General features: G+C 64.0%; 15 protein-coding genes. 6 read left to right on the top strand and 9 right to left on the bottom strand.

Annotation, left to right across the window (positions count from 1 at the left end; genetic code table 11):
- Nucleotides 1-14 precede the first annotated feature (14 nt).
- Nucleotides 15-1,166: an acyl-CoA dehydrogenase family protein gene (locus PSV26_RS03700; protein WP_300567897.1), complete on the bottom strand. Its 1,152-nt coding sequence runs from the start codon at nt 1,164-1,166 to the stop codon at nt 15-17.
- Between the two features lie 107 nt (nt 1,167-1,273).
- Between PSV26_RS03700 and PSV26_RS03695 the strand changes: the two genes are divergently transcribed.
- Nucleotides 1,274-2,212 (top strand): LysR family transcriptional regulator, encoded by a 939-nt coding sequence (locus PSV26_RS03695; protein ID WP_300567894.1) that lies wholly within the window; start codon nt 1,274-1,276, stop codon nt 2,210-2,212.
- Between the two features lie 133 nt (nt 2,213-2,345).
- Here the strand turns inward: PSV26_RS03695 and PSV26_RS03690 are convergent, their stop codons facing one another.
- Nucleotides 2,346-4,313, bottom strand: coding sequence for an AMP-binding protein (locus tag PSV26_RS03690; RefSeq protein WP_300567891.1), 1,968 nt, complete (start codon nt 4,311-4,313; stop codon nt 2,346-2,348).
- A 92-nt stretch (nt 4,314-4,405) separates the two neighbouring features.
- Between PSV26_RS03690 and PSV26_RS03685 the strand changes: the two genes are divergently transcribed.
- From PSV26_RS03685 to PSV26_RS03665, 5 genes are all read left to right on the top strand, one after another.
- The gene (locus PSV26_RS03685) at nt 4,406-5,089 is read left to right on the top strand and encodes a nitroreductase (RefSeq protein WP_366945961.1); all 684 of its coding nucleotides are present in this window, start codon (nt 4,406-4,408) and stop codon (nt 5,087-5,089) included.
- Nucleotides 5,090-5,104: 15 nt separating this feature from the next.
- Nucleotides 5,105-6,304 (top strand): thiolase, encoded by a 1,200-nt coding sequence (locus PSV26_RS03680; RefSeq protein WP_300567888.1) that lies wholly within the window; start codon nt 5,105-5,107, stop codon nt 6,302-6,304.
- Entirely contained in the window at nt 6,301-6,732 is a 432-nt protein-coding gene (locus tag PSV26_RS03675) for a Zn-ribbon domain-containing OB-fold protein (protein ID WP_300567885.1), read from the top strand. The genes PSV26_RS03680 and PSV26_RS03675 overlap by 4 nt, the downstream gene beginning before the upstream one ends.
- 37 nt (nt 6,733-6,769) lie before the next feature.
- Nucleotides 6,770-7,525: a hypothetical protein gene (locus PSV26_RS03670; protein ID WP_300567882.1), complete on the top strand. Its 756-nt coding sequence runs from the start codon at nt 6,770-6,772 to the stop codon at nt 7,523-7,525.
- A gap of 93 nt (nt 7,526-7,618) precedes the next feature.
- Complete coding sequence (locus PSV26_RS03665; RefSeq protein ID WP_300567880.1) at nt 7,619-7,774, top strand: hypothetical protein; 156 nt, start codon at nt 7,619-7,621, stop codon at nt 7,772-7,774.
- Nucleotides 7,775-7,814: 40 nt separating this feature from the next.
- Here PSV26_RS03665 and PSV26_RS03660 read toward each other — a convergent pair whose 3' ends face one another.
- Genes PSV26_RS03660 through PSV26_RS03630 form a run of 7 tightly spaced genes read right to left on the bottom strand, consistent with a single transcriptional unit; the run spans nt 7,815 to nt 14,848 of the window.
- A complete protein-coding gene (locus PSV26_RS03660) occupies nt 7,815-8,258 on the bottom strand; it encodes a PaaI family thioesterase (protein ID WP_300567877.1) in 444 nt (147 codons plus the stop codon).
- Nucleotides 8,255-9,133 (bottom strand): SDR family oxidoreductase, encoded by an 879-nt coding sequence (locus PSV26_RS03655; RefSeq protein WP_300567874.1) that lies wholly within the window; start codon nt 9,131-9,133, stop codon nt 8,255-8,257. The genes PSV26_RS03660 and PSV26_RS03655 overlap by 4 nt, the downstream gene beginning before the upstream one ends.
- On the bottom strand, nt 9,130-9,993 hold the full coding sequence (locus tag PSV26_RS03650; RefSeq protein ID WP_300567871.1) for an SDR family oxidoreductase: 864 nt from the start codon (nt 9,991-9,993) through the stop codon (nt 9,130-9,132). Before PSV26_RS03650 ends, PSV26_RS03655 begins: the two co-directional genes overlap by 4 nt.
- 9 nt (nt 9,994-10,002) lie before the next feature.
- On the bottom strand, nt 10,003-11,601 hold the full coding sequence (locus PSV26_RS03645; RefSeq protein ID WP_300567868.1) for a carboxyl transferase domain-containing protein: 1,599 nt from the start codon (nt 11,599-11,601) through the stop codon (nt 10,003-10,005).
- Nucleotides 11,602-11,611: 10 nt separating this feature from the next.
- The gene (locus PSV26_RS03640) at nt 11,612-12,112 is read right to left on the bottom strand and encodes an acetyl-CoA carboxylase biotin carboxyl carrier protein subunit (RefSeq protein WP_300567865.1); all 501 of its coding nucleotides are present in this window, start codon (nt 12,110-12,112) and stop codon (nt 11,612-11,614) included.
- A 2-nt stretch (nt 12,113-12,114) separates the two neighbouring features.
- Entirely contained in the window at nt 12,115-13,584 is a 1,470-nt protein-coding gene (locus tag PSV26_RS03635; protein WP_300567862.1) for a biotin carboxylase N-terminal domain-containing protein, read from the bottom strand.
- 55 nt (nt 13,585-13,639) lie between these two features.
- Nucleotides 13,640-14,848 carry an ABC transporter substrate-binding protein gene (locus tag PSV26_RS03630; RefSeq protein WP_300567859.1) on the bottom strand — a complete coding sequence of 403 codons (1,209 nt, stop codon included), beginning with the start codon at nt 14,846-14,848 and terminating at the stop codon, nt 13,640-13,642.
- Nucleotides 14,849-14,857: the final 9 nt, after the last annotated feature.

Here is a 14,857-nt window from a genome sequence, read left to right as displayed (position 1 = left end):
CATTTCTCCAGGCATCATGCGCCGTGTTCGCGCAACAGTTCGCGCGCCGTGATGAGCTGCATGACCTGGCTCGTGCCTTCGTAGATGCGCAGCAGGCGCACGTCGCGGTACAGGCGCTCGATTGCGTATTCCTTGATGTAGCCGGCGCCGCCGTGGATCTGCAGCATGCGGTCGGCGATGCGGCCCGCGGCCTCAGTCGCAAAATACTTGCAGCAGGCGGCTTCTTTGGTGCAGGACTTGCCGGCGTCCTTGTCGCGGGCAGCCCGCTCGACCATGGCGCGGGCGGCGTAGGTTTCGGCCTGACTGTCGGCCAACATGGCCTGGATCAGCTGGAAACTGGCGATCGGCTTGCCGAACTGCTTGCGCTGGGACGCATAGCGAACGCCTTCGTCCAGCAGGCGCTGGCACAGGCCGGTGGCCACAGCAGCCATGTGCAGGCGCGCATGGTCCAGCGACTTCATTGCGTTCTTGAAGCCCGTGCCTTCGGCGCCGAGCATGGCGCTCACCGGAACACGCACGTCTTCGAAAATCACATCGGACTCGTGCGAGCCGGCAAAGCCCATCTTCCTGTACGGCTTGGCCACGGTCAGGCCGAGCGTGTTGCGATCGACCAAGAAGGCCGAGATGCCGTTAGAACCCGCCTCCTTGGGCGCAGTCCGGGCAAAAACGGTGAACACACCTGCGTGGATGGCGTTGGTGATATAGCGCTTGGTGCCGTTGATGACGTATAAGTCACCATCACGCACCGCCTTGGTCGAGAGCGAAGCGGCATCGGAGCCAGAGTCCGGCTCGGTCAGCGCAAAGGAAGCCATCATCTCGCCCGAAGCCAGCTTGGGCAGGTAATTGCGCTTCTGCTCTTCGGTGCCGTAATTGATGATACCCAGCGTGCCCACGCCATTGGTGGTGCCGAAGTAGGAGCGGAAAGCCGGCTGCGCGTAGCAAACCTCGAAAACCAGACGCGCTTCCTCGTACATGCTGAGACCCAGGCCGCCGTATTCTTCGGGCACGGTCATGCCAAACAGGCCCAGGTCTTTCAGGCCGCGCACGACGTGCTCGGGGATCTCGTTGGTTTCTTCGACGATGGTTTCCGCTGGCAGCAGCACCTCACGGGCAAAGCGCCGCACGGCGTCTACAAGCATTTCAAGGGTTTCTTCGCGCTCTGTCATTTCAATTGCTCCAGTGTTGTGGCGATGGTTGTCGATGGGCTAGACTGTAGGCAAGCTAGCCATACCAGTCCAATACTTAATTTTCCGTCTAGTGATACTCTTTTGTTATGAATCTTCGCCAGATCAACCAGTTCATCGCTGTGGCCGAGGCGCTCAATTTCCGCAAAGCAGCCGAGCATCTGCACATGGCTCAGCCGCCGTTGTCCGTCTCGATCAAACGTCTCGAGGATGACCTTGGCAGCCCGCTGTTCCTGCGCGAGCGCCGCGGGCTTCGGCTGACTGCTACTGGCGAGGCCATCCTCGCCCACGCAAAACTGATTGCCTTCCATTCGGACCAGCTGCGCAAGTCCGCCGCCGATGCCTCCGGTGGCATCGGCGGCAAACTCCGCATCGCCTTTGTCGGCTCGGCCACCTACACGCTGTTTCCGCGCGCGCTGCCGCAGTTTCGGGAACGCTATCCTCTCGTCGAGCTTGACCTTCGCGAATGCTCGACCACCCAGATCCTGCGCGAGATCGAACAGGGCGAACTCGATCTTGGCTTTGTGCGTTACCCGGTTATCGAAGCCACCACGGCCTGCTTGCAGCCGGTCGAATACGACCGGCTGGTGGCTGTATTGCCGACCGGCAGCCCGCTGGCAAGCCGCAAACGACTCAAGCTCATGGACCTGGCACACGAGCCCTTCATCATGTACTCGTCGGTGTCGGCATTGAACCTGCGTGGGCAGGTGATCAGCGTTTGCCAGGCGGCAGGCTTTACGCCCAACGTGGCGCAGGAGGCTGTGCAGGTGCAGACCATCGTGAGCCTGGTGGAAAGCGGCATGGGCGTGGCCCTTGTGCCCTCCGCAAGTCAGGCGCAGGCATCAAGGGGAGTCGTTTTCCGTGAATTGTCGGGTGCATCCGAGCAGCTTAACGTCGCCCTTGCCGTGGCAACGCATCCCAAAACCGAGCTACCTGCGGCCGTACGCTTCCGCGAACTGCTAACAGAACTCAGGCAGACGGGCGAACCCGGCAAGCCTGCGATCACACCCCCCATAGCACCGCCGTAGTGGCGCCTTGATCACTGCACCCCGATCGGCGGCACACGCTTCACGATGTCGCGCCACTGCTGCTGGCTCTGGACCACGGTCGTAGTAAATTCTGCCGACGTGCCAAATCACTGGGAAAGCAAGCTGCCCCACGTCACCTCGCCAGCTTGCCCTGCAGCTCGGCCACCGTTTCCGGGTTGACCAGCGACGACAAGTCGCCCGGACTGTCGCCCCGGTACACGGCCCGCACGACGCGGCGCATGATTTTCATGTTGCGCGTCTTGGGCAGGTCGCTGACCAGCAGCACCTGCCTGGGGCGGTAGGAGGCGCCCATGCCATGGACGACCGCCTGCGACAGTTCGGCCTGCAGCGCTGCGTCCGCCGCCACGCCGGGCATGGGCACGCAAACGCAGATGATGGCCGATCCCTTGATCTCGTCGGGCACGCCGATCACGGCCGCCTCCGACACCTTGCCGGTGCCGGTGAGCAGGGTTTCGATCTCCGACGGGCCGGTGCGCTTGCCCGAGACCTTGATCGTGTCGTCGCTGCGCCCGAGGATGTAGAAAAGGCCGTCCTCGTCGCGCATCGCGAAGTCGCCATGCACCCAGACGCCGGGCAGGGTGCGCCAGTAGCTGTCGAGGTAGCGTTCGTCGTCGCGCCACAGGCTTTTGGTGAAGCCGATGTTGGGGTTGCGCAGCACCAGCTCGCCGACCTGGCCCGCGCCGACCGGCTGGCCGCTTTCATCGACGATGTCGACCCCGGCGCCAAGCCCGCGCGCGCCGAACGAGCCTGGCCGCAAGGGATGGCGCAGGGTGCCGGTGAAATTGCAGCCGCCCACCTCGGTGCCGCCGACGATGTTCAGGAACGGCAATTTCTCTTTACAGATGTGCTTGAAGAACCAGCGCCAGGGCGCCTCGGTCCAGGCCTCGCCGCCGGAACAGGTGATGCGCAGTGCGGACAGGTCGTAGCGCTCGACTTCCTCGGAGCCGTAGCGCATCAGGCTGCGGATCAGCGTGGGCGCGACACCGAGATAGGTGACTTTGTGGTCCTGCACCAGGCGCCAGAAGCGGCCCGTGTCGGGAAAGTCGGGCGTGCCCTCGGCCACCAGCAGACTGCCACCGAAATAGCTCGGAATGCAGGCGCACATGGCACCCACCATCCAGCCCATGTCGCTCATGAAGAAGAAGCGATCATTCGGTTTGAAATCAGCGCAGATGTGCATGTCGCGCGTGACCATCGAGCCCAGGAAGCCGACATGGGTCCAGACACAGCCCTTGGGCTTGCCGGTGGTGCCCGAGGTGTAGAGCAGCACGGCGGGCGCGTCGGCCTCCATCTCGGCGGTCGGCATGTCGTGGGGATGGCCGGCGACCAGGCTGGCCCAGTCGTGGTCGCGTCCCGGTGTCATCGGGCATGGGGACGCTTCACCCAGATGGCGCAACACCACCACGTGCTGCACGCTGGGTACCTCGCGCAGGGCTTCGTCAAGCACCGACTTCATGACGCCGGGGGTGCCGCGCCGCCAGGTGCCGTCCACCGTCAGCACCGCCTTGGCTTCGCCGTCGTTCAGGCGGGCGACGATGGGCTGCGGCCCGAAGCCCGAAAACAAGGGCATCAACACGGCGCCAATTTTCAGTACGGCAAAGAAGGCGACAAAGGTCTCCGGCAGGTTGGGCAGGTACAGGCCGACCCGATCGCCACGACCGATGCCCAGCGACTGCAACGCCGCCGCCAGGCGGCAGACCTCGGCATCGAACTCGCGGTAGCTCAGGGTCTTGCGGTTTTTGGGGTCTTCGCCCTCCCACACCAGAAAGGGTTGCTCCCAGACCGGCGTGCCGCGGTGCCGGTCCAGGCAGTTGAGCACGATGTTGGTGGTGCCGCCGACGCACCAGCGTGCCCACTCGATGCCGCGCGAGGTGTCGAGCATCTGCGTGTAGGGCTGGTAAAAGCGGAAGTCGCAGAACTCGAAGACTTCCTGCATCAGCCAGGCCGGGTCGGCATCGGCACGAGCGCCCAAGCTCTCGAAGTTGGACTCGCTGACTTTGTGCAGGAATGCCGTGAGGTTTGATTGCGCAATCAGTTCCTGGGTGGGCACCCAGTCAAACGGTTGTTTGGTAGAATTCATGCCGCAATCCTATCCGAACGTCGTGTTGGAGTCCAGCGGTGCAGTCTCCGCGCGTCGTTGTAACTCTACGCAGTTAGAAAGGCGGTCCATCCGTGCATGTTGATGAAGCGATTCGCAGCCGAAAATCGGTCAGACGGTTTTTACCCACATCCGTTCCCACTTCGGTCGTGCACCATATTCTGCGCGTGGCGGCGCGGGCCCCGAGTGGCAACAACGTGCAGCCGTGGAAGGTGTATGCGGTGGCGGGCGAGTCCCGGCAGCGTCTGTGCGAGGCATTCATCGATGCGGCCACGCACGAGCCTGACCGCCACCAGCCCGAGTACGCGTATTACCCCACCACCTGGGTCGAGCCCTATCTGGAGCGCCGGCGTCGCTGCGGCTTCGGTCTGTATGCCACCCTGGGCATAGCCCGCGATGATGTGGCGGCGCGCGAGCATCAGATGCTGCGCAACTACACGTTCTTCGACGCGCCGGTGGGGCTGCTCGTCACACTCGACCGGCGCCTGAACACCGGCAGCTTCATGGACCTGGGCATGTTCATCCAGAACATCATGGTGGCCGCGCGCGCGCAGGGTTTGCACACCTGCGCGCAGGCCGCGTTTGCCTGGTTCCACAAGGTGGCGCGCGCCCAGTTGCCGATGGGTGACCACGAAATCCTCGCCTGCGGCATTGCCCTGGGTCACGAAGACCTGTCGGCGCCGGAGAATGCCTTCATCACTGAACGCGGGGAGGTGGAGACGTTCGCCAGCTTCCATGGTTTCGACACCGCACGTTGAACGAGGACTCTCATGGTGAGCATCAAATCCATTTCCTCAACGCACTCGCTACGAGGCAAGACCGCGATCATCGGTGCCGGAATTTCCGCGGTTGGCCGCGTGCCGGGCAAGAGCGCGCTCGCGCTGGCCGCAGACGCGGCAGGCAAGGCGCTGGCCGACGCCGGCATCGGCAAGCACGAGGTCGATGGCGTATTGTCAAGCTCCGCCTTTGCCTCGCCGTTCCACCGCTTCAGCGTGGCCTTCAGCGAGTACCTCGGCATCCAGCCGACGTTCTCCAACACGCTGCAGGTCTCGGGCGCCACGGCAGCAACCATGTTCAACATCGCCGCCGCCGCCATTGCCGGCGGCCTGGCCGAGACCGTGCTGGTGGTGGGTGGCGACAGCTTGCTCACCGGCTTGTCGCCCGACCTTGCCTTGCGCTCGATGACCGAAAGCCGTGACCAGCAATACGAAATGCCCTTCGGCATTCCCGTGGCCAACACCTTCGCCATGACCGCGCATCGGCACATGAAAGAGTTTGGCACCACCTCCGAGCAGTTCGCCAAGGTGGCGGTGATTCACCGTGACCATGCGCGGCGTACGCCAGGCGCGCAGATGACCGGGCCACTCACGGTCGACGACGTGCTGAACTCTGGCTGGGTGACAACGCCCTACCACAAGCTCGACTGCTCGCTCATCTCCGACGGCGCAGCAGCCTTCATCGTCACCTCGGCCGAGCGCGCCAAGGCGCTGGGAATTGCCAAGCCCATCTACATCCTGGGCGGTGGCGAGTGCTACACGCACGAGCACATTTTCCTGATGCCCTCGCTGACCACCACCGGCGCCGTGCAATCGAGTGCCAAGGCCTACGCCATGGCCGGTTGCGGGCCGAAGGACATCGATGTGGCTGGGGTCTATGACTGCTTCACCGGCACGGTGATCATGATGCTGGAGGACCTCGGCTTCTGCCCCAAGGGGGAGGGTGGGCGCTTCATCGAGGACGGGCAGATCACCTACGGCGGCGCGATTCCCTGCAACACCCATGGTGGCCTGCTGTCGTTTGCGCACTCGGGCATGCCGGGTTCCTTGTTTCATTTCTACGAGGTTGTCAACCAACTGCGCGGAAGCTGCGGTGAACGCCAGGTCGCGGGCGCTGAACTCGGCCTCGTGCACAGCCTGGGTGCCGGCTTTGCAACCAACGCCACCACCATCCTGGGAACGGAGGCCACGCTTTGATCAACCCGAAGGACGCCCACATCAAGCCGCAGCCGACGCCGGATGCGGATTCGCAAACCTATTGGCACGGCATTCAGGAGGGCAAGCTGCTGTTGCAGCACTGCCCTGCGTGCGGTCATGTGCAGTTCTACCAGCAGGCGATCTGCCGCGAGTGCGGCAGCGAGCGCCTTGAGCACCGCGCCGCCAGCGGGCGCGCCAAGGTGCATTCGTTCAGCGTGGTGCACCGGGCGCCCGGCCCGGCCTTCAAACAGGACACGCCCTATGCCGTGCTGCTGGTCGAACTCGAAGAAGGTCCGCGGATGATCAGCGCCTTCGTCGGCGCAGACCCTTCGGTGGTCACCTTCGACATGGCTGTCGAGCTGGTTTGCGAGCCCGTCGACGGTGGCGTGGCGCTGCCGCGATTCCGGGCGGCCGGACTTCAAGCGTGAAACAGCGTCTTCGTGCGCCTTCTGAGTGTCTGAAGGCATGACCCAACCCAAAGCGACATTTCGCTGCCCCCATTTCGCTGCGTCGTCCTCCCAGGCGGTAGTCGAGGGGGCTCCCCCTGACCTGACGACGGCCACGGTTGCGCGGCGGGCGATTGTGCCCTTGTCCATGCGTGATCGGATCGTGGCCATCGTTGCGCCGGCCGGCTATGGCAAGACGACATTGATGGGAGGTTGGTTTCGCGCTTGCAAAGATGCCGACCCCCTGTGGGTGGGCCTCGACGCTTCCTGGCGCGACCAGGTGTTCTTTGTGCGCTCTTTGTTGAATGCAGTCGGAGGTCCGTCGGAGCCCGTCGCGATGGGTGCCATCGACGCGACGGCGGCGGTCGAGAGCAGCTTGCTGGCGTTGTTGCAGGCCCTTGGCCAACGTCGTCGTCCCATGGTGCTATTTTTCGACGATGTGCATGTGTCGCGTGGCAGCGAGAGTGCTTTCACCCTGAGCCGGCTGTTGGTCGCGGCGCCCGACCACGTGAGGTTCGTGGTTTGCGGCCGGGAGGGGATGGAACTCGATCTGGCCACCCTGACCGCGCGCGGGCTGGTACGCTGGGTGACACAGCGCGAGCTGAAGCTCGACGCGCAGGATGTGCGGGAACTGGTGCGTCAGCGCCGGCTGCTGGCCAGCGACGAAGCGGTTGATCATGTCCTCGGGATCACCGAGGGCTGGCCGGCATTGGTGCAGCGTGCCCTCGCCAGCGGCGAGGGCGTACAGGAGGCCGCCGAGGGCAGCAGCCATTAGGAAGCGGCGACCGCCTACTGCTGTTGCGGCGCACCTTGAGCGACCCCGGCAAGACCGTCTTGGGGGAGCCACCGTCTCACATGGAATTCCTGCTTGACCGCTTCGGCTATGTCCGAGTGGCGCTGGCTGCCGCAGGACGAGGAGGGTGCCGGTGAAGGATGGCGCGACACGCAGTTTTGGCTCGACCAAATCGAACGCGTCCACCGCGAGCCGCCCATCCTGCCGCCACCCGATGATCACGTGCATTGAGCGGGAGTACGCTGCCAGGCGGCTTGCGGCCCCGCGCCGCTCAGACTGCCTTTACCAGCGACTTGGTGTAGATGCGGTAGGTGCCGATGCCACGTGACACGATGTCGCCATCCAGCGCGTCTAGCGTCGCTTTCACCGAGACGTAGGCCAGTGTCTTGCCGATGTGATCCGGCGTGGCCGAGGCAAACAGAATCCCGGTGCCGACGGCACGCATGAAGTCCACCGTGAGCGTGACCGTGACAGAGGACTGGATGAGCTGTTCGCTGCCCGGAATCGGTCGGTCGATCAGCGATCTTCCCCCGATCGCATCGAGGAGGGTCAGAGGCACGCCACCGTGCAGCACGCCATGGGGGTTGAGGTGGTCGCGCCGTATGGGCAGCCTGAAATACAGGCCGTTTTCTCCGTGCAGGATGTCGTAGCCCACGAGCTGCTGGAACGGCCCGTGAGAATAGGTGGCGGACGGAAGGACTGCCGGTGTGGTCACGCTGGATCGACCTTGAAGTAGTCCGGCTTGCCAGCAGGCCAGAACTCGCCCCACAGCAGCATCCCGCCTTCGACGTTAAGCACCTCGCCGGTGATGAACTTGCCCGAGGGAGCGGCGAGGTAGACCACCGCCTCGGCGATGTCCTGCACGTCGCCGGCCCGCTTCATCGGATTGCACGAGTAAAAGGTTGCCACATTCTCCTCGCGGTAGTTGTTGAAACCGTTGCTTTCGATGGCGCCGGCGCCAATGCAGTTCAGGCGTATGCCGTGCTCTGCCCATTCGATGGCCAGCGTGCGCGACAGCGCGATGACGCCCGCGCGCGAGGCGGTCGTGTGCGCCATGCCCGTGAGACCCCGGTCGATGGCTGCGGTGATGTTGACGATGTTGCCGGGTCGGCCCTGTTCCACCCAGCGTTTGGCCGCTCCCTGCATCATGTACCAACTGCCGTTGAGGTTGGTGTCGATCACCGCGTTCCAGCCCTTGACGCTGAAGTCCATCGCATGGGCGGCAAACTGGCCGCCGGCGTTGTTGACCAGCACGTCTACGCCGCCGAAGCGTTCCCACACGGCACTGAGCATGGCGTCCACCTGCTCGGGCTCGCGGATGGTCATCGGGTAGGTCAATACCTCGCGGCCCGACAAGGCCCGCAGTTTTTCGGCGCAATCCTCGAGTTTGTCGGCCTTGCGCCCGCAGATGGCGAGCGTGGCGCCCAGCCGCGCGAACAGGAAGGCAATCGCCTTGCCGATGCCGCTGCCGGCGCCCGACACCAGTACCACCTTGCCGGCGAACAGGTCATCGCGGTAGACCGTCGGGAGCGCGGCCAGGGCTTCGTCGCCCGGGCCGAACTTGGGGTGTGGCGTCTCAGCCGATTTCATGCGCTCACCTTGAAGTAATCGGGTTTGGCGATGGTCCAGACTTCGCCCCAGAGCACGCCGCCGCCGTCCACCGTGAGCAGTTCGCCGGTGATGAACTTGCCGCTGGGTGCGCTGAGGTAGACTGCGGCCTCGGCCACGTCCTGCACGTCACCGACATGTTTCATCGGGTTGGCTCCGGCAAAGGCCTTCACCGCCTCGGCGGAGTACTGGCGGAAGCCGGTGCTGGCGATCGCTCCCGGCGCGATGCAATTGACGCGGATGCCATGCTGCGCCCACTCCACTGCAACAGTTTTAGACAGGTGGGTTACGGCGGCGCGCGCAGCGCAGGTGTGCGCCACGCCCGGCATGCCCCGCTGGAAGGTGGCGACGATGTTGACGATGTTGCCCTGCGTGCCGGTGTCGCGCCAGCGGCGAGCCAGCGCCTGCATCATGTACCAGGTGCCGTTCAGGTTGGTGTCTATCACCGCCTTCCAGCCCTTGACGCTGTAGTCCAGCGCCCGCTGTGGGAATTGCCCGCCGGCGTTGTTGACGAGCACGTCGATGCGTCCGAAGTGCAGCCACGCCATATCGATCAACTGTTCCACCTGCTCGGGCTCGCGGATCGTCATGGGTTGCACCAGCACGTCAGGGCTGCCGAGACGGCGCAGCCATTCGGCGCAGGTTTCGAGCTTTTCCTGATCGCGCCCGCAGATGACCAGCCTGGCGCCCAGGCGCGCGTACAGAAAGGCGATTCCCTTGCCGATGCCGCTGCCGGCACCGCTGACCACCACCACCTGGCCATCGAACAGGCCGGGCTGGTAGACGGTGGGTCGGGTTGCGAGGGCTTCGTCGTCGAAGCCGAAGGTAGTGTCTTCTGTCATGTGGTCCCTTCAGAATCGGAAGATGCCGTAATGCGGGTCGGCGATAGGGGCGTGGGCGGCGGCTGACAGCGCCATGCCCAGTGCGTTGCGCGTGTCCGTGGGCGCCAGCAGGCCGTCGTCCCACAGGCGCGAGGTGGCAAAGTAGGCGTTGGATTCGCGCTCGGCCTTTTCGTACACGCGCTGGCGCAATTGCGCCATCTCGGCCTCATCGGGCGTGTGGCCCTTGCGGCGCAGCTGTGCGATTTTCACATCGGCCAGTGTGTTGGCGGCCTGGTCCGAACCCATCACGCCCATGTGCACGTTCGGCCAGGCCCAGATCATGCGCGGATCCCAGGCCCGGCCGCACATGCCGTAGTAGCCCGCGCCGAATGCCGCGCTGGTGATCACGGTGAACTTGGGCACCTCGCTGCCAGCCTGTGCCATCAGCATCTTGGCACCGTCCTTGGTGATGCCTTCCATCTCGTAGCTACGGCCTATCATGTAGCCGGTGGTGTTTTGCAGGAACACGAGCGGCGTGCGGTTCTGGTTGCATAGCGAAATGAAGTGCGCCGCCTTCTTGGAGCTGTCGCTGAACAACACGCCGTTGTTGGCCAGGATGCCGACGCGGTAGCCCCAAATGTAGGCGTAGCCGCAGACCAGCGTCGTGCCATAGGCGGGCTGGTATTCGTGGAAGCGGCTGCCGTCGACGATGCGGGCGATGAGTTCGCGCTGGTCAAACTGCACCCGGTGGTCGGGCGAAACGATGCCCAGCATTTCGTCGGGGTCGTAGTAGGGTGGCTCGGCATCGCGCTCGGGCAGGTAGCTTTTCGTCGCTGGTTTGAACTGCGCGACGATTTCTCGGCAAATCGCGATGGCGTGGGCTTCATCGTCGGCCGGGTAGTCGACTGTGCCGGATACCTGGGTGTGCAGGTCGCAACCGCCGATCTCGTCGGCAGTGTGCTCCTCACCGGTGGCGGCCTTGACGAGCGGTGGCCCGCCGAGGAACACGCCGCCGGTACCACGCACGATGATGCTGTAATCGCACAGCGCTGGGATGTAAGCGCCGCCGGCGGTGCAGTGGCCGAACACCATCGCGACCTGCGGCACGCCGGCCTTGGACAGCAGGCATTGGTTGCGGAACACCCGGCCACCTTCGATGTACACGCCTGACAGTTCTTCAAGGAAGGCGCCGCCGCTGTCGCACAGATGCAGGACCGGTAGCTGGTTCTCCAGCGCAATGTCCAGCAGGCGTGCCAGCTTGCGTGGCGTGAGCGTGTACCAGACACCGCCCTTGACGCTGGAATCGTCGGCGTGGATCAGCACCTCGCGGCCACTGACCACGCCGAGACCGGTGACCACGTTGGCACCCGGTACCTCGCCGTTGTAGTCCTCGCAGGCAGCCAGCGCCGAGAACTCAAGAAAGGGCGTACCGGGATCGAGTAGCAGGTCCAGCCGTTCACGTACCAGTAATTTGCCCTGCGCGCGCACGCGCTTGATCTCATGCGGCGGACGTTGGTGGCGCGTGATTTCCATGCGCTCGCGAAAATTCGCGACGATGGCGCTCATGGCTTGATGGTTTCGCCGGAACGCTTCGGATGCGGTGTCGATGCGGGAGTCGATGCGTTTCATCAATAAGTCCTCAGAGGTCTTGCAGCGTCACCAGGGTGGACTTGAGCGCGAAGGTTTTGCCGACGTCAAAGTGGACAGTCTTGACCCGGGCGTCGCGCGGTGCCGTCAGCGTGGTTTCCAGCTTCATGCTTTCGATCACGATGAGCGGTTGGCCCGCGTGCACGGCATCGCCGGCTGCCACATTAACCGAAATCACCGTGCCGGGCATCGGTGCCTGCAGCAAGTCGGAAGCGGCACCCGCCCGGTTGCCACCGGAAGGTACGCTGAGATCGATCACCTCGACTTCAAGGGCACCGGTGGCCGCACTGTGCACGAATCGGCTGTCGCCTTGCGCGGCGATCCAGACGGTTTGCGAGCGCTGATCCACGGTTACCCGCCAACGGCCATCAGGCAGCGCCTTCCCCTGCATCTCGAATTTGCGTTCGCCATGGCTGACGTGGAACACGCCATTCGCTCCAGGTGTTACCACGAGATCATGGGGCTGGCCATTGATGACATAGCGACGGCGCATCGTCAATTCCTCCAGGGGCCCATGGCTGCGTGCATCGCGGGAATGGCGTGCATGGCGCGCAACAGTTCGCGGTCGGCGAGCACCGCCGATGCGAGTACCAGGTCGATGTCATCGGGCGTGAGAGACTCGCGCAGCTCGTCGGCACAGCGTGCCAGCATGTCGGTGTCGGCCTGGCCAGCACGGAACTCGGCATGGCGCAGTACCCGCGTAAGGTAGCGTGCGTTGGTGGTCAGACCCAACAGCACCGATTGCTCCAGTGCCTGCGCCGAGCGCTCGATGGCTTGTGCGCGGGTGTTGCCGTGGCAAATGATCTTGGCGATCATGGGGTCAAAAGAGGTTCCCACCGACTGGCCTTCACGCACGCCCGCATCCACTCGCACGCCTGGCCCGCAAGGCGGTTTCCAGCAGAGGATGTCACCGGTGGATGGGCGAAAATCATGCGCGGCATCTTCCGCGTACAGGCGGCACTCTATGGCGTGCCCCGACTGGGTGATGTCCGCCTGGGTGTAGCCGAGCGGCTCACCCTGGGCAACGCGCACCTGTTCGCGAACGAGGTCAAAGCCCGTGACCATTTCGGTGACCGGGTGTTCGACCTGCAGACGCGTGTTCATCTCGAGAAAGTAAAACTCGCCACCAGCGCCGTAGATGAACTCCACGGTGCCGGCGCCGCGATAGTTGACGGCGCGGGCAATGCCGGCTGCGGCCTCGCAAATCTCGTGGCGCTGCGCGGGTGACAGAGCCGGGGAGGGGGTTTCTTCAATGATTTTCTGGAAGCGTCGCTGCACTGAACATTCACGCTCCCAGAAATGCACCAACTGGCCATGCGCGTCGCCCAGCACCTGTACCTCGATGTGCCGCGGGCGCTCGACGTAGCGCTCGACGAAGAGGCGGCCGTCGCCGAAGTAGCGCTCGCCTTCGCGGCGCGCGGTCTCGATCTCGCGATCCAAAACGGACAGGTCACGCACGATGCGCATGCCCTTGCCGCCACCGCCGGCTGAAGGCTTGATCAGCAGTGGCGCGCCGAGCGCCCTAGCGCGCTCGACGAAGCTGGCCGGGTCATCGTCCTCGATGGCGCTCGGCGCTACCGGAAAGTCGCGTTTGGCGACGAAGGTGCGCGCGCGCACCTTGTCGCCCATCAGTTCGATGGTGTCCGAACGCGGGCCAATGAAGACGATGCCAGCAGCGTCTAGCGCACGCGCAAACGCAGCGTTTTCAGACAGGAAGCCGTAACCGGGATGCACCGCCTGTGCCCCGCTGTGCCGACACGCTTCGACCAGCTGCGCGATATCGAGGTAGGCAGCCACGGGTGTCGAGCCGTGCAATTCGACCGACTCGTCAGCCTCCAGCACGGCCGGGCTATCGGCGTCCACCGCGTGGTGGGCCACCACGGTGGCGAGCCCCATGCCCTTGAGTGTGCGCAGGATCCGCAGCGCGATTTCGCCACGGTTGGCGATCAGAACTTTTTGAAACACGGGCGGAACCAGCTGTACGGCGGGTGACGGTCAATGCATGCAACGGCGTCTGGTATCAATCGAGGACGGGGATGGGGTCGGACACGCGCTCGAAGCGGGAGTTTTTGGCGTCCGAACGCAACACGAGCACGCTGCTCGGCGCGTGCCGGTAGTTGGGGCCAAAACTGATTGGAGAAGCCAGCCCATCGGTGCTGAAGTTCTTGGTTGTTTCCAGCTTCTCGACGACACACGCGCGGGTCAGCGCCTTGCCACAGCGGCGGATCGCGTCTTCCATCAGCAGCGCACCGACATAGGCTGTGATCGAATAGCGGTTGAGCATCTTCTGCTCGTCGGCTGACAGATACTTCTGTGCCAACCCCATGAACTTGGCCATGCCTGGCACCGACAGGTCGGTCAGAGGCGGGACATAGTCGGCGACGAAGTAGCCATCGCCCGCGGCGCCGGCGAGCGCCTGAACAGGGGTCAGGTGGGCCGAGTGCACCGCAAGGATGGTCAGCGGCATCTGGTTTTTGGCGGCTTCCTTCATCAGCATCGAATGCTCGGCCACCACGCCGCCCGATGCGAGAAAGGTTGCACCCACCTGCTTCAGACTCAGCATCTCGGCCGAGAAGTCCTTGGTGCCACGCTTGAAGGAGATCTCGGACACGCTGTTGAGCCCCAGCTCCTTGATCGCCTTCTGGTAGCCGCAACGCACGTCGCTGCCAAACTCGTCATCCTGATAGACCAATGCAAACTTCTCCTTCTGCAGCTTCTTGCTCGCCACCATGTACTTCATGGCGGAGCTCAACTCCTGACAATAGGTTGGGCCCACCACGAATACCGTTTTGTTCGGTGGCGTGAAATGCGCCGCTGCCACGGCCATGGCGTTGATGGTTGGCAAGCGCTGCTCGTTGATGTAGGGCAGCATGGCTTGCAGCATGGCTGAACCCGAGGTGCCGATCAGGCCGAAGATGCCTTCCACGTCGACCAGTCGCTTGACGCCCTGCACGGCACGCTGGGGCACGTAGCCGTCGTCCTCCTGACGAATTTCCAACTTGCGGCCGTTGATGCCACCGCGGGCGTTGACGTCTTGTTCCCATACCCGCAAGGCAAGCATGTGGGCCTTGCCCAGCAGGCTAGGGGGCCCGCTGACGGGCGTCACCGAGCCGAGGACGATTTTGGTGTCGGTCACGCCGGGGTCGGCAGCGGCGGCGGTCGTGGCCGTCAGGCCGATGACCATGCTGAGCAGACTGGTGGCGGCATATCGAAAGTATTTGCGTGTCATGAAAAGGCA

It is taken from the genome of Polaromonas sp., assembly GCF_029945685.1.
Lineage (GTDB): Bacteria > Pseudomonadota > Gammaproteobacteria > Burkholderiales > Burkholderiaceae_C > Polaromonas.
The sequence above is the reverse complement of the archived record's forward strand: the minus strand, read 5'-3'. Positions and strand labels throughout refer to the sequence as shown.

Excerpts from the sequence above, each read along its gene's own strand:
- PSV26_RS03695 (WP_300567894.1), top strand. The coding sequence starts at position 1,274 with ATGAATCTTCGCCAGATCAACCAGTTCATCGCTGTGGCCGAGGCGCTC.
- PSV26_RS03645 (WP_300567868.1), bottom strand. The coding sequence starts at position 11,601 with ATGAAACGCATCGACTCCCGCATCGACACCGCATCCGAAGCGTTCCGG.
- PSV26_RS03650 (WP_300567871.1), bottom strand. The coding sequence starts at position 9,993 with ATGACAGAAGACACTACCTTCGGCTTCGACGACGAAGCCCTCGCAACC.
- PSV26_RS03670 (WP_300567882.1), top strand. The coding sequence starts at position 6,770 with ATGACCCAACCCAAAGCGACATTTCGCTGCCCCCATTTCGCTGCGTCG.
- PSV26_RS03690 (WP_300567891.1), bottom strand. The coding sequence starts at position 4,313 with ATGAATTCTACCAAACAACCGTTTGACTGGGTGCCCACCCAGGAACTG.
- PSV26_RS03655 (WP_300567874.1), bottom strand. The coding sequence starts at position 9,133 with ATGAAATCGGCTGAGACGCCACACCCCAAGTTCGGCCCGGGCGACGAA.
- PSV26_RS03630 (WP_300567859.1), bottom strand. The coding sequence starts at position 14,848 with ATGACACGCAAATACTTTCGATATGCCGCCACCAGTCTGCTCAGCATG.
- PSV26_RS03700 (WP_300567897.1), bottom strand. The coding sequence starts at position 1,166 with ATGACAGAGCGCGAAGAAACCCTTGAAATGCTTGTAGACGCCGTGCGG.
- PSV26_RS03640 (WP_300567865.1), bottom strand. The coding sequence starts at position 12,112 with ATGCGCCGTCGCTATGTCATCAATGGCCAGCCCCATGATCTCGTGGTA.